Below are 19,223 nucleotides of genomic sequence, written 5' to 3'. Positions count from 1 at the left end.
CCGGCTTACAATCTCGCGCCGCCGACGCCCTGCGGTCGCCGCGCGAATGCGACGACCGGTCCGCACGGGCACAGCCCGCTTCGCGCCGGCCAGGAGAACAGAATGCTTCGCTTCGTCCCTCGCGTGTCCCTCGGACTTTGTCTCGCCCTCGCGGTCGGCTGCTCGCCGAGCACGCCCACGCCGCAGAAGACCGACGAGAAGGCGGCCCCGGAGCAGCCTACCAAGGCGGCCACGGGCGAGGGCCTGCCGGCGCTTCCCGAAGTGATCGCCACCGTCAACGAGGTCGCGATCCCGCTGGCCCAGTTCAAGGACATCTACGACCTCAAGGTGAAGAAGTACACCGACCGGGGCCGCGAGATCCCGCCGTCGGCCGACCGGCGCTATCGCAAGTCCATCACCGAGCGCCTGATCTACAACGAGATCCTGCGCCAGGAGGCCAAGGCCCGCGGCATCGAGGTCGACGCCGCCAAGCTGGCCGAGCGCGAGACGCAACAAAAGCAGGGCATCAAGGACTGGGACAAGCACCTGCAGCGCCGCGGCGAGACCGAACAGAGCCTCCGCGACATGTACGTGGCCGAGATCCTCGAGCAGCAGTTCCTCGAGAAGGACGGCAAGCTGGCCGTCACCGACGCCGAGGTCGACGAGGAGTACGAGAAGATCAAGCCCAACTACAAGTCGGAGGGCGAGCGGATCCACGCGTCGCACATCCTGATCCCGATCGGGCCGCAGGAGCAGCCGACCCCGATGGGCGAGAAGCCGCCCGAGCCGTCGCAAGAAGAGAAGGACAAGTGGCGCAAGGAGGCCCAGACCAAGGCCGACGAGCTCTACAAGAAGGCCACCGCGGCCGGCGCCGACTTCGCCCAGCTGGCCAAGGAGAACTCCGTCGGCCCCAGCGCCGACAAGGGCGGTGACCTCGGCATCTTCACCAAGGACCGCATGGTCGAAGAGTTCAGCGTCGCGGCGTTCAAGCTCAAGCCCGGCGAGATCTCGAAGCCCGTCGAGACCAAGTTCGGGATCCACATCATCAAGATCCTCGCCAAGTACCCGCCCGGCGACCTGCCCAAGGAGGCGCTCGCCGACCAGATCAAGGAGCGCCTCAGCCAGCGCAAGCTCCATCAGGGCCGCCGCGAGCTGAAGGACGCGCTGCTCGCCAAGTACAAGGTCCAGAACAAGATGGAAGAGCTCCTCGGCCCCGACCCGCGCGGCCCGAAGCGCCCGCAGGTGGTCAACCCGAGCGAGATGCCGGCCGGCCACCCGCCCATCGAGATGAAGGCCAAGGGGCCCGCGGCTCCCGCCGGCGACGAGGCGAAGGCCGAGCCCGAGGGCGGCGACGGCGACTGAGCTGTCCACTCGGACAGGTCCTACGGGACAGAGAGGCGCGCCGTGGGGCGCGCCTTTTTTGTGGCTTTGAAGGCTGTCCGATGGGACAGGTGCGCGGTGGGTTTCACCACGCAGCGAGCTTCACCACGCGGCGAGCTTCACCGCGCGAGGCGAGCGTCGCACGGCGCGAGCGGGTCCCGGATCGATGCGCGGCGAGGGTCGCGGGGCCGGTGTCCGGGGCGACCTGTCCCCTCGGACAGTCCTCGAACTTCGCGGCGCTCGGGGTGCTTCGATGTGACAATTGCCTCGTTCTGCGGAACTCGGTGCCAGGTCGCCCCGGTCCCCGTCCTGCGGGAGCTCTCTCGTGGCGGTGACGGTCGCCTCCGCCGAGCTCCGGGACCCGCTCGGGCCTGAACCACGAGCTTGGACGCACGGCGAGCTGGTATGCGTCGGCTGCTCGAAGGGACAGATGAGGCGCTTCGTGTCTCGGGCTGTCTGCTCGAACAGGCGAGGCTGCTGGCAGGAATCGCGCCGCGCGCCGCTCGTCGTGCGACTCCTGCGAGCGCCGCGCGTGCTGCTCACGGCGAATCCGTGGCCGGTAAACTCGCATGTCCAGGAAGACATGTGCTCCGCCGCCGGTCGTGGCGAAGGCCCGGGGCGGCGGCTCAGAACGCGTGCTCGTTGATGAAGTAGATGCCGAAGCTCTCGCGCGAGAAGCCGGCGTCGAGGCGGAGCACGGCGAAGCGGTCCCAGATGACCTGGAGACCTGTCCCTCCGGACACGTGCCAGTGCTTGGGCAGGTCCTGCATGCGGCCGGCGACCACGCCGAGGTCGACGAACCCCTTGAGGCCGATGCCGAGGGTGTGGCGGCGGACCTTGAGCTCGAGCGGTTCGAAGCGCAGCTCGAGGCTGCCGAAGGCCTTGAGGCGGCCGATGTAGCGGCGGCGCATCCAGCCGCGGCCGGCCGCTGCGCCGCCGAGGCCGTCGGTGGGGAGGAGGCCGCCGAACTCGCCGAGGGGGACCAGCGGGGCGTCGCCCCACAGGGCGTCGAAGCTGAGGCGGTGGGCCAGGACCAACTTGTCGACGCCGAGGGTCCAGTAGGTGCGGAAGTTGGCGGAGAAGCGGCCCCAGGCGTCGGTCGAGCCGGTCCACGGGCCGGCGTTGTCGACGATGACGTCGAACAGGCTGCCCTTGCCGGGGCTCCACTCGTTGTCGCGGCGGTCCCAGGTGAGGCCGAGGCGGATGAGGCCGCGGCGGGCGTTGAGATCGGCGGCCGGGTGGTCGGCCTGCAGCAGGGAGTTGTCGTAGCTGCGGACGCGGTCGGCGTAGTAGGCGAGGCCGACGTACGAGCGCAAGAGGCCGGGCGGCTTGTCCCCGAGCGCAGGCAGGCGCCACAGCGGGTGCTGGTAGGTCAGCGAGCCGCCGACCGTGTTGAGGTGGGCCTGGTAGTAGCGGGCCTGGAGGTCGATGCCCTCGAGGTTGGTGTTGTTGTTGATCCCGAAGTACGGGAACACGGGGTCGACGTAGCCGAGGACGCCGAGCTCGAACACCTCCTCGCGGCGCAGGAGATCGCGCAGGCGGATGAAGAAGCTGTGGTCCTGGACCTTCTTCAGCGACACGCGCGACTCGAAGATCATGTAGATCCGGTTCGGGTCGCCCTCCCCGCGGCGATAGGCGTACGAGATGTTGGCGCCGAGCATGAGGCCGATGCCGGGCTGCGATCGCACGCTCGGCAGCGGCAGGACGCGGTGCGGGCTCTGTCCCTTGCGGACCTGGTATTGACTGGGCGTCGGCGACAGCGGGTGGGTCAACCAGCCCCAGCGCACCCGCTCGCGCGGCGGGATCGTCGGCGCCGGGCCGGCCAGCGCCTTGCCCTCGGGCTTCGCTCCCTCGGGCACCGTGGCCGGGGGCAAGGCCGCCGCCGGCACCTTGGCCGGCTCGGGCGCCCCTCCGGCCGCCGCGTCCGACTTCAGCGGGCCGGTCGGGACCTCGGGCTCGCTGTCCTTTGGGACAGGTTCCTGGACCCACGCCGAGGTAAGGCCCGACGCGCGCGCGGCGAAGCACGTGACTGCGAAAAGGGCAGTGACGAGGGAGGTCACCACGGGCGCGAGGATCCGAGGCTAGCAAAGGCAGGCGCAGTTTGTCGGCGGGCGAGGAGGCCCGCGGGCGCCTCGCGTCCGGGCACGTGAGCTCGCGTGCACGCCCCGGCCCTGGCCGCGCGGTTCCGTATCGACCACGCGGCGGTATAGTCGGCGATGATGATGAAGCAGCAGCTTACGTGGGTGCGGGCGCTCGCGGCCCTCGCGCTGGTAGGGTGTCCCGGCCCGACGGCGGAGACGTCGGCCTCGGACGGCGCGACGACGTCGGACGCGACCACGGCGACGGGGTCGACCACGGACGTGACGCCGACCACGTCCGGGGGCCTGACGACGAGTACGAGCGGGACGACCGCGAGCACCACGGAAGAGATCGATCCGCTCCCGCAGGGCCCGGTCCAGGCCGGCGTGGCGGTCGGCTACCTCACCGGCCCGGTCGGCGCGTCCATGGCCGGGTTCGGCGGCCGCACCGTCACCAACAGCACGCCGTGGAACCACCTGCTGAACGGCGCGTCCGGCTTCTACGGGCTCGGCACGATCAAGGCGATGGTCATCGAGGTCGGCGGCGAGCGCCTCGTGGTCATGAAGATGCCGACGATGAGCTCGGAGCACTCGCTCACCGAGGGCACGATCGAGAAGCTCAAGACGCTGCACGACATCGACATCACCGGGCGCCTCATCACCGCGGCGACGCACTCGCACCACAACCTGGCCCGCTACTGGCGGCTGCCGGCGCCGCTCGGGTTCGTCGGCGCCGACTCGCCCGACGAGGAGCTGATCGACCGCATGACGACGGCGATGGCCGACGTGATCGCGGCGGCGGTCGCCGACCTCGGGCCGGCGCAGTGGGGCGTGGCCTGGCAGGACGACTGGGACCCGAGCGACGCGGTGTATCGCGACCGCCGCGGCGAGAACGACCCGACCTACGGCAAGGACGGCCGCCTGACGCTGCTGGCGGTGCGCCGCCCCGACGGCACGCCGATGGCGACCGTGATCAACTTCGGCATGCACGGGACCGTGTTCGACTCGCCCAACGAGCTGTTCACGGAGGACGCGCCGGGCGGGCTCGAGATGAAGTTCGAGGAGGCGTTCTTCGCCGCCAAGGGCCAGCCGATCTTCGGCATGTTCGCGCAGTCGGGCGGCGGCGACGCCTCGCCCGCGGGCGACGGCCTTGGCCACCCGGAGCCGGCCCGCATCGAGCGGGTGGGTCACGCCGCGGCGCCGCGGATCCTCGAGCTCTACGATGCCATCGAGTGGCGCGACGAGGCGACGCTGGGGGTCCGCTCGCGCCGCATCGACCTGACGTACAGCGGGATCGGCTACGACGACTACCCCGAGTTCCAGAATTCGCAGGGCGGGCCGTACCTGTGGGGCGGTTGGCAGTGCAAGGGCGCCGAGGGCGACGTCGACGACGGCAACCCCGCGACCAGCATGGAGGGCAAGCCGAAGAACTGCATGCCGATGCAGGGGCTGCTGGAGTCGCTGGGCGAGAAGGTGCCGCACGGCGAGGTGCACCAGACGTACCTGACCGTCGCGCGCCTCGACGACTTCTACATGCTGACGCTGCCCGGCGAGCCGACCGCGTCGGTGATTCAGTACGCGCGCGCGGGCTACGAGGAGCGCGCCGTCGACGGCATGGTGTTCGGCTACTCGCAGGATCACCTGCTGTACCTGACGCAGCCCGACGACTGGCTGCAGGGCGGCTACGAGTCGGAGATGAGCCTGTGGGGGCCGCTCCTGGCCAAGTACCTGGTCGACGGGCAGATGAAGATCGTCGAGTCGCTGATCGCCGGCGACGGCTCGCCGGTGTGGTCGGAGGAGTCGCCGTCGCTGTCGGTCGGCAAGTCGTTCGAGCCGCGGGCGCTCGAGGCCAGCGCCGACGCGCCGGGGCTGACGAGCGAGCCGCCGATGACTCTCGGGCGCGGCGACACGGTGCGGGTCGCCTGGAACGGCGGCGAGCCGTCGCTCGGCGAGCCGCGCGTGACCGTGCAGGTCGACGACGGCGACGGGTTCGTCGACGTGCCGTCGCCGAGCGGCTGGGCCGGGGCGGCGCTCGACAACAGCCGCTACCACATGCTCACCCACTACGCGCCGGTGCCCGAGCCCAACGGCAAGCTGCTCGCCGAGCGCCAGCAGAAGTGGTACGTCGACTGGCAAGTCCCGGCCGACATGCCCGCGGGCGACTATCGCCTGCGGATCGCCGGCCGCTCGTTCGACGGCCAGGCGACCGAGGACTACGCGTTCGAGACGGCGCCGTTCGAGGTCACGTTCGCCAAGGAGCACGAGCTGACCGCGACGCTCGCGGGCGGCCAGCTGACGATCGACCTGGTGCGCCCGCCGCCGGCCTACGACCTGGTGAAGACGTGGCCCGTCGGCGGCTTCCGCCTGCTCGACCCCGAGGTCGCGGCGGCCGATCCCGTGCACGTGCGGGTGCCGCTGACGCTGTCGTTCATCAAGGACAACCTGCCGGTCGGCGACACCTTCGAGGTGCCGTACACCCCCGCATCGGCCACGTGTTCGACTTCGCGGCCACGGGGCTCGACCCCGACCAGCTGTTCGCGCGCGTGAACCTGCGCGACGACGTGATCCCGGCGTTCATCGAGGCGCAGATCGTCGCACCATGAGCGAGCCGGACGCCCCCTGAACGCAGGTCCGAGGGGGACCTCTCAGGCGGGCGTCGACGGCGGACCGGCGATCCGCTATGCCGATCGTCGATGCGGCGCGTGTGGTGTACGGCGGCGGCGGCGCTGATCGCCGGCTGTCTCAAGCCCAACCCGGCCTACGACGGCGACGACGGGACCGCCGGCGGCACCGGCGGCGTGACGACGACGACCTCGACGACGACGACGACGTCGAGCACGACGACGGGGCCGGGGCCGACGAGCACGAGCGGCATCACGGAGGGGAGCGAGACGTCGGCGGCGACGACGACGACGAGCTCGACCACGGCGGTCCTTCCGGACATGTCCTCGGGGACAACCGAGACGAGCACCGGCGAGCCGGTCGGCTGCTGGGACCTCGGGGTCGACGACTGGGACGTCGTGTCGCTGGCGCTCGACCCGCCCGGCAGCTCGCCCATGCTGTCGCCCGACGCCAAGACGCTGCACTGGCGGGCGTTCATGGGCAATCAGTGGCAGGTGATCCGCTCGACCCGCGACGACCCCGAGCTCGCGTTCCCGGCCGGAGCGTCGATCTGGCCGTCGTCGTCGTACCAGGCCGACCACCCGGCGTTCGTCGCCGGGACGCAGGAGCTGTTCTTCGGCGGCGTCGGCGGCGACATCTACGTGCTGCCGCGCGACGGCGACATGTGGGGCACGCCGACGGTCGCGGGCGGGGCGCAGGCGTTCGGGATCCGCTTCGAGAGCCACCCGAACCCGACGGCCGACGGCGCGCTCCTGCTGTTCCAGCGCGACGACGGGCCGCCGTTCGGGCAGTTCAAGTTCGGCTTCAACTTCTACCAGATCGCCCGCGATCCGCAGGTGCACGAGAAGTTCCCCGACCTCTCGCCGGTGATGGTGACGCCGAGCGACCCGGGCTTCGGCATCCTCGCCTGTCCCGCGCTCGCGCCCGACGGCCTGCGGCTGTTCTTCGGCGCCTTCGACAGCGAGGGCGGCGGTGAGGGCGACCCCAACGACGGCCGCGCCGGGGTGTGGTTCGCCGAGCGCGACAGCGTCGGCAGCCCCTGGCACACGGTCACCCGCAGCGCCTCGTTGCGCGTCGGCGGCTTCGTGACCTGCCCGGTCGCCGTCAGCGCCGACGGCTGTCAGCTGACGCTCGATCTGTTCACCATCAACCCCGGCCCGACCGAGACGCGGATCGCTCGCCGCGGGTGACTCGGGACAGGTTCGTCACGACATGTCGTGACGAGCATGTTCGCAGGAGCATGTCCGCCACGCCATGTCCGAAGCGACATGTCACCGACGCCAGCGCGGGGCGACCAGGCGGCGCCGGCCGTCGTGCGAGCGGGCCAGGTCGGGCTCGTCGAGCTCGGTGCGGTCCCACAGCTGGCAGGTGACCTGCTTGTGCTGGGTGTCGAGCGCCTCGCAGTAGTTGGTGAACTTGCAGCGGCGGACCTCGGCGCCGCGGCCGAGGCGGAGCTTGAGGAACCAGTCGGGGTCGGCGAGGCTCTGGCGCGCGGCGGCGACGATGTCGGCGTGGCCGGCGGCGAGGATGGCCTCGGCCTGGTCGAAGCTGTGGATCCCGCCGGCGGCGACCACCGGGGTGGTGCGGCCGTCGTCGCGGATCGCGGCCCGGATCGCGGCCGCCAGCGGGACGTTGCGGGCGAACGGGCCGCGCGCGTCGCTGTGGATCGTCGGCATGCACTCGTAGCCGCTCGGGCCGGTGTAGGGGTAGACGGCCTCGCCGACCTTCGGCTGGTGGGCGTCGTCGAACTTGCCGCCCTTCGACACGCTGACGAAGTCCATGCCGGCGGCCGCGAAGGCGCGGGCGAAGTGGACCGCGTCGGCGAGGTCGCTGCCGCCGGCGATGACCTCGTCGCCGAGCATGCGGCAGCCGACGGCCGTGCCGGCGCCGACCCGCGCGCGCACGGCCGCGAGCACCTCGAGCGGCAGGCGGGCGCGGCCCTCGAGGCCGCCGCCGTAGCCGTCGGCGCGGGTGTTGGTGCGCGAGAGGAAGCTCGCCATCGTGTAGGCGTGGGCGTAGTGCAGCTCGACGCCGTCGAACCCGGCCGCCTCGGCGCGCGCGGCCGCGGCCGCGAACAGCTCCGGCAGGACCCGCGGCAGGTCGCGCACGTGCGGCAGGTCGAGGTCGGTGACCAGCTCGCGGTAGCCGTAGTCGAGCTCGCGGCGCTCCCTGTCCGTGAGGACCTGCTCCAAAAGACCTGGCTCGGCAGACAGCAGGCGGGCGCGCAGCTCGGCCTCGGGGGCGGCCTCCCAGCGGTCGTCGGCGAGGGCGGCGGCGAGGCGGCGGCGGTGGCCGGCGTCGACGCGCAAGAAGCGGGCGAAGAACTTGTCGGGCGGCGGGCGCCGCTTGACGGCCAGGAAGTCGATCAGCTGGATGAACAGGCGGGTGCGCCCGCCGCTGGCCGCGCGCACTGCGGCGACCAGCTCGGCCAGGCCGGCGACGAAGCGGTCGTCGCCGATCCGCAGCAGCGGGCCGCTCGGGACGTCGCGGATCCCGGTGGCCTCGACCACCAGCGCGCCCGGCTCCCCGGCGGCGAAGCGGGCGTACCAGGCGATCACGTCGGGCGTGACGAGGCCGTCGTCGGACGCCCGCCACGGCACCATCGCCGGCACCCAGGTGCGCGCGTGCAGGCGGCACGGGCCGAGGTCGATCGGCGAGAACCACCGGCTCGCCTCCGCCTCCTCGGCGGTCGGCCAGCGCGCCGGCGGGATCGCGTGGCGGATCTTGGCGGGCGGGGTCCACATGCGAGCGGACTGTATCAGCGCGCCCGGGCCGCCGCGGGCCCGCCGACTCGGCGACAGTGACTCGGGGCCAGTGAGCCAGGGCTGCGTTCGCGTCCGCCTGGGGCGCCCGCCGGGCTCAGAAGGTGGTGCCGAGGTGGAAGCCGACGATCATCTGGTGCACGCTGGCCTGATCGTTGTCGTCCTTCTTGAAGCAGGCCCGGCTGCCGCCCTCGCGGGTGCAGACCTCGCGGTGGAAGTTCCAGATGAAGTCGACCTTGCCGCCGATGAAGAAGCGCTGGGTGACGAAGAAGTCGATCGAGGGCGCGGTCTTGAGGGCGAAGCCCTGCGAGTACTGGCGGTCGTACGGGAGCACGCCGCCGCGGGAGTTGAACACCTGGCGCGAGAAGCCGGGGCCGATCTCGAGGCCGAGGTCGATGCGCCAGATCGGCAAGATCCCGCGGATCACCGCGAAGAAGCTGTTCTGATACGAGGCGCGGTAGGCGTCGCTGGCGGCGGTCTGGTAGTCGGCGTTGAAGAAGCCGACGTTGTAGGCGGCGCCGATCATGAGGGCGCGGATCGGGCGGAAGCCGAGGGTGAAGCCCATGCCGAACGAGGGCAGGGTGCGCCCGACGATCTCGTCGGTCGACTTGCAGCCGGCCCGGCTCGGGATGCACATCGATCCGCCGACCATCATCTCGGCCTGCCCGCCGCGTCGCTTCACGTCCGCGGCGTGGACGGCGGAGGCCACGCTGAAGGTGAAGGTCGCGGCGAGGGCGCAGAGGGCGAGGCGGGCAGGAGTCATGAGGGTGTTGTGTGAGGCAGTCGCCGCCCGCGCAAGGCGACGGGCGAACAACTTCTGCGCGCCGGGCGGATCCGCCCGGTCGGCCGCCGCTCAGATCGTGACTCCGACCATCAGGCCCAGCAGAGCGTGATGGCCGAACGCGGGCGCGCGCACGGGGCCCTCGCAGCGCCCAGGGCTGCACGCCGGGCTGCGGTGGAAGTTCAGGGTCACGTCCCAGCGCAGGCCGAGGTAGAGCCGGCGCGTGAGGTAGACGGCGACCAGCGGCGTGACCCGGGCCGCGAACCCGAGCGTGCCGAAGCGCTGGCCGCGGAAGTCGTCGTGTACGTACGTCGCGATTTGCTGCGAGTAGCCGAGGCCGAGCTCGAGCCCGAGGTCGACGCGGCCGACGTCGACCCCGGTGCGCACGACCCCGAAGATCCCCTGATGGCGGGCGAGGCCGTACAGCGGGCGGCCGCCGAGGATGTCCGTATACGTCGGCCGCAGCAGCCCGAACTCGTACGACAGGCCGGCGAGCAGCCACGGCCGGAAGCGATAGCCGACGGTGACGACGCCGCCGGCGTGCGGGGCGGTGACGCCGTCGACGCGCTTGCACCGCGCCGCCCCGCCCGGCAAGCAAAAGGACAGGCCGCCCGCGACATCGACCTGCAGCCCCTTGCGCTTCGGTTCGAGCTCCGCGCCGGCCTCGCGGGCCAGCAGAAACACCAGCCAACCGGCGAAGATCGCGTGAATTCGCGGCATTCGGCAGCTTAACACGAGTTTTTGTTGTCGTGCTCCGCCAGATCTGGATAATCCGCCCATGAGCGCAGGCCCGAACGGCCCCGACCCGACTGGCGAGCAGGCGAGCCCCGTCGACGTGAGCCCGCTTGTGGGTGTGATCATGGGCAGCCGCTCCGACTGGGAGACGATGCGCGAGGCCTCGGCGGTGCTGAAGCAGTTCGGCGTGCCGCACGAGTGCCGCGTGGTCTCGGCTCACCGCACGCCGGAGTGGCTGGCAGAGTACGCGCGCACGGCCGAGGCCCGCGGGCTGGCGGTGATCGTCGCCGGCGCGGGCGGGGCGGCCCACCTGCCGGGGATGGTGGCCGCGGAGACGCGCCTCCCGGTGTTCGGCGTGCCGATCCAGACGGCCGCGCTCGGCGGGCTCGACTCGCTGCTCTCGATCGTGCAGATGCCGCGCGGCGTGCCGGTCGGGACTCTGGCGATCGGCGCCGCCGGGGCCTACAACGCCGCGCTGCAGGCGATCCGCGTGCTCGCGCTGGCCCGGCCGGCGCTCGCGGCGGCGCTGCGCGAGTTCCAGCAGAAGCGCGCCGAGGACGTGCGCGCCGAGGTGCTCCCCGATGCCTGATCTCAAGTCGCCGATCCTCCCCGGCGCGACGATCGGCGTGCTCGGCAGCGGCCAGCTCGGCCGCATGTTCGCGATCGCCGCCCGTCGCCTCGGTTACCGCGTGCACACCTACTCGCCCGACGTCGACACGCCGACCGGCCAGGTCGCCGACCTCGAGCTGCGCGGGCCCTACGACGACCTGGCGGCGGTGCGCGCGTTCGCCTCGGCGGTCGACGTGGTCACGTTCGAGTTCGAGAACGTGCCGGCCGCCACGGTGGAGGCCGCGGCCGCGGTCGCGCCGGTGCGCCCGGCCGGCTCGGTGCTGCACACGACGCAGCACCGCCTGCGCGAAAAGACATATCTCAAAGAACATGGCTTTCCGGTCACCCCGTTCCGCGCCGCGCGCTCGGCCGCGGAGGTGGCGGCGGCGATGGAGGCGGTCGGGCGGCCGGCGCTGCTGAAGACGGCGGGCTGGGGCTACGACGGCAAGGGCCAGGTCAAGATCGAGGCCCCCGAGCAGGCGGCGGCCGCGTGGGCGTCGCTGCAGGCCGACGAGGCGATCGTCGAGGCGTGGGTGGCGTACGCGTGCGAGCTGTCGGTCGTCGCCGTGCGCGGGCAGTCGGGGGAGACGGCCGTGTACGCGCCGGTCGAGAACCAGCACGTGCGCGGGATCCTCGACCTGTCCCTCGCGCCAGCTCGCGTCACGCCCGAGGTCGCGGCCGAGGCGCAGGCGATCGCGCGGCGGTTGCTCGAGTCGCTCGACGTGATCGGCGTGCTGTGCGTCGAGTTTTTCTGCCTGCCCGGCGGCGCGCTGCTCATCAACGAGCTGGCCCCGCGGCCGCACAACTCCGGCCACCTGACGATCGACGCGTGCGTGACCTGTCAGTTCGAGCAGCAGCTGCGGGCGGTGTGCGGCCTGCCGCTCGGCTCGACCGAGCTGCTGCGCCCGGCGGCGATGGCCAACCTGCTCGGCGACGTGTGGCAGGGCGGCACGCCCGACTTCGCGGCCGCGCTGGCGCTGCCCGACGTCAAGCTGCACCTCTACGGGAAGTCGGAGCCACGCGTCGGGCGAAAGATGGGTCACCTGACGGCGCTCGGCCCCACTGCGGAGGGCGCGGCTGCGCGCGTGATCGAAGCGCGCGCGCGCCTCACCCGCAGCGCCCGGTCGTCCGACTCGCGCGGCTGACCGCTCGCTCGATCCAATCCGGGACGAGCAATGTTCCGCGCGAGCCGCCGGCGACGGCGGCTGCTATATCTGCCGCAGATGAGCGACGCGCTGCTGGCCGCCAACCGTCGATTCTACGAGGCCTTCTCTCGCGCCGACCTGAGCGCGATGGACGACGTGTGGGCTCGCGTGGTGCCGGTGACGTGCGTGCATCCGGGGTGGACCCCGCTGGTCGAGCGCGAGGAGATCATGGAGAGCTGGCAGGCGATCCTCGCCGGCTCTGCGCCGCGCGAGATCGAGTACGGCGCCGCCGAGGCGTTCCCCGGCGAGGACATGGGCTACGTCATCTGTGCCCAGACGATCGGCGACACCGAGCTGGTGGCGACCAACATCTTCGTGCGTGAGGACGGCGAGTGGAAGATGGTGCATCACCACGCTGGGCCGGTGGTGCGGCGTCGCGGCGGCCGGCCGCCCTCGGGGCCGGTGGGGTCTTCGGGACAGATGCCGAATTGACCCGGGTGCGCGGGTCGGTTCGCGGGCCGAGGGCGTGATCGACGTCTCGCCGGCCCGCGGCGTCGAACCATGTTCGCGCGCCACGAAGCCGGCGTGGCCGCGATCGCGGGGGCGTAAGATGCAGGGCCCCTGTCCCGGATCGCCTCGATGTCCACGACCGCCTCGCGCCTGTTCGGCGCCTTCGTCCTCAGCGCCGTCGCCTGCAAGACCGCCTCGACCTCCACCACGACGCCCCCCGGCGAGGCGCAGAAGGCCAGCCCCGAGGCGCTCCGCGACCTCATCGTCGCCGCCTCCGATCTGCCGCCGACGCATGAAGCGCTGCCCGACGATCCGCTGGCGGTCTCGGTGCACCGGCTGAGCAACGGCTTGACCGTGTACATCAGCACCGACCGGCAGAAGCCGCGCTTCGACGCCTGGATCGCCGTGCGCGCCGGCAGCCGCTCCGATCCGGCGAACTCGACCGGGCTCGCGCACTACCTCGAGCACATGCTGTTCAAGGGCACCGACGAGCTCGGCACCCTCGACTACGCGGCCGAGGCGCCGCACCTGGCCCGCATCGAGCAGCTGTACCGCGACCTGCGGGCGACGACCGACCCCGAGAAGCGCAAGCAGCTGTTCGCCGAGCTCGACGCCGCCAACCAGAGGGTCGCGGCCACGGCGATCCCGAACGAGTTCGACCGCGTCTACGCCGAGCTCGGGATCGCCGACCTCAACGCGTTCACCTCGTTCGACCAGACCGTCTACGTCGTCGACGTGCCGAGCAACCGCTTCGACGTGTGGGCCGACGTCGAGGGCGAACGGTTCCGCGATCCGGTGTTCCGCCTGTTCTTCACCGAGATGGAGGCGGTCTACGAGGAGAAGAACCTGTCGCTCGACAACCCGTGGGTGCGGACCTTCTACGCGACGACCCGCAACCTGTTCCCGCGCCACCCGTACGGCACGCAGACGACGATCGGCGAGATCGAGCACCTGAAGGTCCCCGCCTACGGGGACATGGTCGACTACTTCAAGCGCTGGTACGTGCCGAACAACATGGCGGTCGTGCTGGCCGGCGACATCGACGCCGCCACCGCGCTGCCGAAGCTCGAGCAGACGCTCGGCAAGCTCGAGCCGAAGGGGCTGGAGCTGCTCGACAAGGGCTCGCTGACGCCGATCGAGGCGCGGGTGCAGTCGGACGTGGTCGCCGAGGGCGAGCAGGAGGTCGTGCTGGCCTGGCAGACCACGGCGGCCGACCAGGCCGACGAGCCGGCGCTGACGGTGATGGACTGGCTGATGGACAACAGCACCAGCGGCCTCCTGAACGTCGAGCTCGAGCTGAGCCAGAAGGTGCCGTCGGCCTCGGCGGGCAGCTCGTTCCTGACCGAGGCGGGGTGGTTCACGGTGCGCGCGCAGCTGCGCGAGGGCCAGACGCACGAGCAGATCGAGGCGCTGCTGCTCGGGGTGGTCGAGAAGTTGAAGCGCGGCGAGTTCACGCCCGAGGACGTCAAGGCGATCGTGCTCAACCAGGACATCGCCGACAAGCGGGCCCGCGAGAGCAACGACTTCCGCGCGCGCAAGATGACCGACGCGTTCATCCAGCGCCGCTCGTGGAAGCACGTCGTCACCCGCGACCGCAAGATCCGCGAGGTCACCCGCGACGACGTCATCCGGGTCGCCAACCGGTACCTCGGCCCGAACTTCAGCGCGGTCCACCGCCGCGCCGGCAAGCCCGAGGTGGCCAAGATCGACAAGCCGACGCTGACGGCGGTCGAGCTGCACCCCGAGCGGCACAGCGCGTTCGCCGAGGCGGCGCTCAAGCGGCCGGCCAAGCAGCTCGAGCCGGAGTGGCTGGTCGAGGGCACCCACTACGCCCGCGCGGAGCTGCCGGGCGGGCCGCTGGTCGCGGTCAAGAACGGCCGCAACGACCTGTTCTCGCTGACCTACCGGTTCGAGCGCGGGCACAAGCGCGAGCGCATGCTGTGCCACGCGCTCGACGTGGTCGAGCAGTCGGGCGCCGGCGACCTGTCGGCCGAGGCGCTGAAGAAGCAGCTGTTCGCGCTCGGCACCAGCGTCCGCTTCTCGTGCGACGCGCACGAGAGCGCGATCACCGTCGAGGGCGTCGACGCCAACATGGAGCAGAGCCTGGCGCTGGTCGATCGCTGGCTGCGCGAGGTGAAGATCGATCCGGTCGTGCTGCGCGGGATCGCCGACAACGTGATCAGCACCCGCCGCGACGCGATGGAGGACCCGGACGAGCTGGCCGGGGCGCTGGCCGACTACGCGATCCACGGCAAGGACAGCGAGTACCTGCACGCGCCGACCAACGCGCAGATCGTGGCGGCCAAGCCGGCGGCGCTGGCCAAGCTGGCGCGCGAGTTCCTCGACCACCAGCACAAGACGCTCTACTTCGGCCCGCGCGCGGCGCCCGAGGCGGCCAAGGTGGTCGCGCTCGGCAAGGACCACCGCAAGCTGCCGCAGCGCCCGCCGGTGGTCTACCGCAAGGTGCCGAAGCCGACGCTCTACTTCACCCACCGCGACGTCGCCAAGTCGACGATCGCGGTCGCCCTGCCGTCGCAAGCGCTGGCCCGCGAGCAGCGGCCGGCGGCCCGGCTGCTCAGCGAGTACCTCGGCGGCGGCATGAACACGCTGCTGTTCCAGGAGCTGCGCGAGGCGCGAGGGCTGGTCTACTACGCGTGGGGCATCCTGTTCGCCGGCCCGCGGCCGACCGACGCGTGGGCGCTGCGCGGCGGGCTCGGCACGCAGTCGGACAAGACCTCGGAGGCGCTCAAGGTGTTCTTCGAGCTGCTCGGGCGCCCGCTCGACGGCGTGCGCCTGGGTTCGACGCGGGCGGCCATCGAGCAGGAGTACCGCAGCAGCCGCGTCGACCCGCGCGCGAGCGCGTGGATGGTCCACGCGTGGGACGAGCTGGGCGAGAAGTCCGACCCGCGCCCGTGGGTGTGGCAGACGATCGGCGGGATGACGCAGGAGCAGCTGCAGGGCTTCGCCGCGAGCTTCGCCGCGGTGCCCCCGATCGTCGGCCTGATCGGCAACCGCGAGCGCGTCGACCTCGAGGGGCTGAAGAAGATCGCCGACGTGGTCGAGGTCGCCCCGGCGGCGCTGTTCTCCTACGGGAGTTTTCCCAAGGGGCAGACCAGCGCGGCCGCGGCGCGCTGAGCGAGGGCTGTCCCGGAGGGCATGTCTTCCCGGGCATGTTGTCTGGGACATGTCCTATCCGACATGGCGTGAGGAGCATGCCCCTGCGGGCGCGTGCGGCGGCGCGGAGCAGGGCTGGCCCGCTCCGAGATGTCCTCCGCGGCATGTCCTCGGGTTCATGTCCCGCGGCGGCCGAGCAGGGCCTGCACGCGGTGGCGGTGGCCGCGGCTGGTGGTGAGGCTGGTGCCGTCGCGCAGGAGCACCTCGTAGTCGCCGCCGAGCAGGCTGCGGACCTCGGCGATCCGCTCGACGCGGACGATCGTCGAGCGGTGGATCCGGGCGAAGCTGCGCGGGTCGAGCTCGGCCTCGAGGGTCGAGATCGACTCGCGCAGGACGTGGCTGGCGGCGCCGGCGTGGACGACGACGTACTTGCCGGCGGCCTCGATCCAGTCGACCTCGGCCAGCGGGACGAACACTGCCCGGCCGCCGTCGTGGATCACCAGCCGCTCGGGCCGGGCGGGGGCGCGCTCGGCCAGCAGGGCGGCCAGGCGGGCGTGGAGGCCGTCGCCGGCGGCGTCGAGGCGGGCGACGGCGCGAGCCAGGCGCTGGTCGTCGAACGGCTTGAGCAGGTAGTCGAGCGCGTGGACCTCGAACGCCTGCACCGCGTAGCGATCGTGGGCGGTGACGAACACGACCCTCGGCATGCGCGGCGCCGACGGCCGCGACGACCTCGAAGCCGCTCATCTCCGGCATCTGAACGTCGAGGAAGACGACGTCGGGGGCGAGGCGATCGATGGCGCGCACGGCCTCGGCGCCGTCGCCACACTCGCCGACGACGGCCACGCGCGGGTGCGCGGCCAGCATCTCGCGCAGGAGGTCGCGCGCGAGCGGCTCGTCGTCGACGATCAGCGCCCGGATGGCCATGTGCGTCGACATCGAGGTTACTCCGCGCGGAACGGCAGGTCGATGCCGACGACCACGCCGCCGCCGTCGCGCGGGGCGAGCGAGAAGCGGTGGTCGCCGGGGTACGACTTCTCGAGCCGCGCGCGGGTGTTGCCGAGGCCGACGCCCTCGCGTGCGCGAGAGGACAGGCCGGCGCCGTCGTCGCGGAGCTCGAGGTGCAGGCGATCGCCGCGGCGTCGGGCCTCGAGCTCGAGCGCACCGCCGCCGGCCCGCGGCTCGACGCCGTGGCGGATCGCGTTCTCGACCAGTGGTTGCAGCAGCAACTTCGGCACCCGGGCGGCGCGCGCCGCGGGCTCGACGTCGATCGTGACAGTCAGGCGATCGGCGAAGCGGGTCTGCTGGATCCGGAGGTAGAGGTCGAGGATCTCGAGCTCGCGCGCCAGCGGGACGTCGTCGTCGTCGTCGTCGAGGGAGATCCGCAGCAGCTCGCTGAGGCCGGCGATCATGCGCCGCGCGCCGGCGACGTCGCGGGTCATCAGGGCCGAGACCGCGTGCAGGGTGTTGAAGAGGAAGTGCGGGTGCAGCTGCATGCGCAGGCGATCGCGCTCGGCGCGGGCGAGCGCGCCCTCGAGCGCGGCGGCGCGGCGGGCCCGGGCCTCGGCGTCGCGGCGGAACGCGAGGGCGTGGGCGACGGCCACCAGCGCGGCGTAGACGACGAGGTGCGGGCCGACGGCGCGCGGGATGGTCTGGCGCACCTGCTCGAGGAGCTCGGGGAGCGGCCACCACTCGCCGCGGACCAGCGCGGCGAGGACGACCCCGAGGACGACGTGCGCCAGCGCGAGGCCGACGCCGACGCCGAGGAGGACGACGAGGTGACGGCCGCGGCCCTCGCCGACCAGCGGGAAGCGCCGCGCGGCCAGGAGGGCCAGCGGCGCCAGCGGGAGCCACGGGGCGAAGGTGAGCAGCTCGCCGACGAGGATGTCGGCGAGCGGGGCGGGCCGGTCGATGACGCGCAGCGACAGCCAGGTCTTGGCGGCGAAGACCGCCACGACCGCGAGCCACAGGCCGAGAGCGCGGAGCACGGGGCGCACGCGGGCCATGTTACTTGCGGAGCAGCAGGCGGTCAGGGCTGTCGAAGCCGGTGAGGTAGAGATCGAGGTCGCCGTCGCCGTCGTAGTCGGCGGCTTCGACCTCGACGCCGGCGCCGAGCGCGGTGGCGGGCAAGTGGGTGTCGGTGACGTCGGTGAAGACGCCGGCGCCGTCGTTGAGGCGCAGGCGGTAGCGCTTGCCTGCGGGGATGATGGCCTGCACGAGGTCGAGGTCGCCGTCCTGGTCGACGTCGACGAAGTCGGTGTCCATGGTCCACCACTTCTCGACGCCGAGGCGCGTGAGGGTCTCGTCGGTGAAGGCGCCGGTGCCGTCATTGATCAGCAGCCGATCCTGGGGGTCGCGGCCGGGGATGAAGCCGACGTTGGAGAAGTAGAGGTCGGGGGCGCCGTCGCCGTCGAGGTCGCCGAGGTCGGCGTTGCGCGTCTCCTCGGGCGCTTCGGGCGCGGGCAGGCGAGCGTCGGTGACGTCGGTGAAGTTGCCGGCGCCGTCGTTGAGGAACAGGCGGTTGCCGTCCTCGTTGCCGAGCACGAGGTCGAGGTCGCCGTCGCCGTCGAGGTCGGCGAGGGCGACGTCCTGGGTGACGTCGGTGGCCGGGGCGATCCGCACCGCCGACTCGTCGCTGAAGATCGCGGCGCCGTCGTTGACGAGGATCCGCTCGGCGCCGTCGCAGCCGAACACGAGGTCGCGGTCGCCGTCACCGTCGATGTCGGCGGCGGCGACCGCGTTCGACTTGCCGAGCTGCGGCAGGCGGTCGGAGGCGTCGAGGAAGTGGGCCGCGCCGTCGTTGAGGTAGAGCTCCTTGGCGGCGTCGTCCTCGCTGGCGACGACGAGGTCGAGGTCGCCGTCGCCGTCGAGGTCGGCGATGGCGATGTCCTCGTGGTCGTGGATGGCTTGCGGGATCCGGTCGGAGGCGTCGGTGAAACGACCTGTCCCATCGTTCAGGAGCAGGGCGTTGGGCTGCCACTCCTTGGCGAGCAGCAGATCGAGGTCACCGTCGCCGTCGAGGTCGGCGGCCCGCGCCTCCATGGTCTGGCCCGTGGTCGAGGGGCCCGGCAAGGTGGCAGTGACGTCGTCGTACCAGACGCCGTCGCCGGGGGTCGTGCTTGTGGTGGTCGTGGTGGTCGTGGTGGTCGTGAGCGAGGCGGAGGTCGAGCCGGGGACCTCGGAGGTCGAGCGGGTGCCTGTCGTGCTCGTGCCGCCGGGACCGGTGGTGGCAGTCCCTCCGGCGGCCGGCGGCGGGGTACAGGCGGCGAGGGCGACGAGGACGACGACGAGGGCGCGTGGCATGGCGACCGATTGGACCGCGGGCCGCGGCGAGCCGGGCGGGCTGCGGCACGAACGACTGCGTCGGCGGCACCAACGGGGGCGCGCGCGGAACGAGCGGTGGGCGGTCGCTCCACGAGCGGGGCGCTCGGCTCCGGGGCTCGTGCGATCGCTGCCGCTCAGGTCGTGGGTGGCGCGCTCGGTGTCGGATCGCGAGCGAGCCCGCAGCGAC

General features: G+C 72.1%; 14 protein-coding genes and 1 pseudogene. 7 read left to right on the top strand and 8 right to left on the bottom strand.

The genetic code is table 11. From position 1 onward, the window contains the following. Positions 1 to 123 precede the first annotated feature (123 nt). Complete coding sequence (locus tag O0S08_RS23565; RefSeq protein WP_269041478.1) at positions 124 to 1,341, top strand: peptidylprolyl isomerase; 1,218 nt, start codon at positions 124 to 126, stop codon at positions 1,339 to 1,341. A gap of 644 nt (positions 1,342 to 1,985) precedes the next feature. Here the strand turns inward: O0S08_RS23565 and O0S08_RS23560 are convergent. After that, the gene (locus O0S08_RS23560) at positions 1,986 to 3,422 is read right to left on the bottom strand and encodes a BamA/TamA family outer membrane protein (RefSeq protein ID WP_269041477.1); all 1,437 of its coding nucleotides are present in this window, start codon (positions 3,420 to 3,422) and stop codon (positions 1,986 to 1,988) included. Positions 3,423 to 3,581: 159 nt separating this feature from the next. Between O0S08_RS23560 and O0S08_RS23555 the strand changes: the two genes are divergently transcribed. Next, on the top strand, positions 3,582 to 5,984 hold the full coding sequence (locus O0S08_RS23555) for a hypothetical protein (RefSeq protein ID WP_269041476.1): 2,403 nt from the start codon (positions 3,582 to 3,584) through the stop codon (positions 5,982 to 5,984). A 146-nt stretch (positions 5,985 to 6,130) separates the two neighbouring features. Beyond that, positions 6,131 to 7,249, top strand: a complete 1,119-nt coding sequence (locus O0S08_RS23550) for a hypothetical protein (protein WP_269041475.1) — start codon at positions 6,131 to 6,133, stop codon at positions 7,247 to 7,249. 81 nt (positions 7,250 to 7,330) lie between these two features. On the opposite strand, the gene O0S08_RS23545 is transcribed toward O0S08_RS23550, so the two are convergent. From O0S08_RS23545 to O0S08_RS23535, 3 genes are all read right to left on the bottom strand, one after another. Then, positions 7,331 to 8,803, bottom strand: a complete 1,473-nt coding sequence (locus O0S08_RS23545) for an oxidoreductase (protein WP_269041474.1) — start codon at positions 8,801 to 8,803, stop codon at positions 7,331 to 7,333. A gap of 115 nt (positions 8,804 to 8,918) precedes the next feature. Continuing rightward, entirely contained in the window at positions 8,919 to 9,584 is a 666-nt protein-coding gene (locus tag O0S08_RS23540) for a hypothetical protein (protein ID WP_269041473.1), read from the bottom strand. A 90-nt stretch (positions 9,585 to 9,674) separates the two neighbouring features. Then, the gene (locus O0S08_RS23535) at positions 9,675 to 10,322 is read right to left on the bottom strand and encodes a hypothetical protein (protein ID WP_269041472.1); all 648 of its coding nucleotides are present in this window, start codon (positions 10,320 to 10,322) and stop codon (positions 9,675 to 9,677) included. A gap of 58 nt (positions 10,323 to 10,380) precedes the next feature. Here O0S08_RS23535 and purE point away from each other — a divergent pair, with 58 nt between their 5' ends. The 4 genes from purE to O0S08_RS23515 all read left to right on the top strand — a co-directional run bounded on the left by purE (position 10,381) and on the right by O0S08_RS23515 (position 15,736). Beyond that, positions 10,381 to 10,926 carry a 5-(carboxyamino)imidazole ribonucleotide mutase gene (purE, locus tag O0S08_RS23530; protein WP_371879544.1) on the top strand — a complete coding sequence of 182 codons (546 nt, stop codon included), beginning with the start codon at positions 10,381 to 10,383 and terminating at the stop codon, positions 10,924 to 10,926. Next, complete coding sequence (locus O0S08_RS23525) at positions 10,919 to 12,091, top strand: 5-(carboxyamino)imidazole ribonucleotide synthase (RefSeq protein WP_269041471.1); 1,173 nt, start codon at positions 10,919 to 10,921, stop codon at positions 12,089 to 12,091. The genes purE and O0S08_RS23525 overlap by 8 nt, the downstream gene beginning before the upstream one ends. Positions 12,092 to 12,169: 78 nt before the next feature. Then, a complete protein-coding gene (locus tag O0S08_RS23520) occupies positions 12,170 to 12,583 on the top strand; it encodes a nuclear transport factor 2 family protein (protein ID WP_269041470.1) in 414 nt (137 codons plus the stop codon). Positions 12,584 to 12,730: 147 nt separating this feature from the next. Further along, complete coding sequence (locus O0S08_RS23515; RefSeq protein WP_269041469.1) at positions 12,731 to 15,736, top strand: M16 family metallopeptidase; 3,006 nt, start codon at positions 12,731 to 12,733, stop codon at positions 15,734 to 15,736. 155 nt (positions 15,737 to 15,891) lie between these two features. Here the strand turns inward: O0S08_RS23515 and O0S08_RS23510 are convergent, their stop codons facing one another. The 4 genes and pseudogenes from O0S08_RS23510 to O0S08_RS23495 all read right to left on the bottom strand — a co-directional run bounded on the left by O0S08_RS23510 (position 15,892) and on the right by O0S08_RS23495 (position 19,015). Next, entirely contained in the window at positions 15,892 to 16,419 is a 528-nt protein-coding gene (locus O0S08_RS23510; RefSeq protein ID WP_269041468.1) for a LytR/AlgR family response regulator transcription factor, read from the bottom strand. Positions 16,420 to 16,489: 70 nt separating this feature from the next. Beyond that, positions 16,490 to 16,579: pseudogene (locus O0S08_RS51300) on the bottom strand (DNA-binding response regulator); the annotation flags it as partial. Between the two features lie 77 nt (positions 16,580 to 16,656). Next, on the bottom strand, positions 16,657 to 17,709 hold the full coding sequence (locus tag O0S08_RS23500) for a sensor histidine kinase (RefSeq protein WP_269041467.1): 1,053 nt from the start codon (positions 17,707 to 17,709) through the stop codon (positions 16,657 to 16,659). A gap of 10 nt (positions 17,710 to 17,719) precedes the next feature. Beyond that, complete coding sequence (locus O0S08_RS23495; protein ID WP_269041466.1) at positions 17,720 to 19,015, bottom strand: FG-GAP repeat domain-containing protein; 1,296 nt, start codon at positions 19,013 to 19,015, stop codon at positions 17,720 to 17,722. Between the last annotated feature and the right edge of the window lie 208 nt (positions 19,016 to 19,223).

Source organism: Nannocystis punicea (assembly GCF_026965555.1).
GTDB classification, from domain to species: domain Bacteria; phylum Myxococcota_A; class Polyangia; order Nannocystales; family Nannocystaceae; genus Nannocystis; species Nannocystis punicea.
The sequence above is the reverse complement of the archived record's forward strand: the minus strand, read 5'-3'. Positions and strand labels throughout refer to the sequence as shown.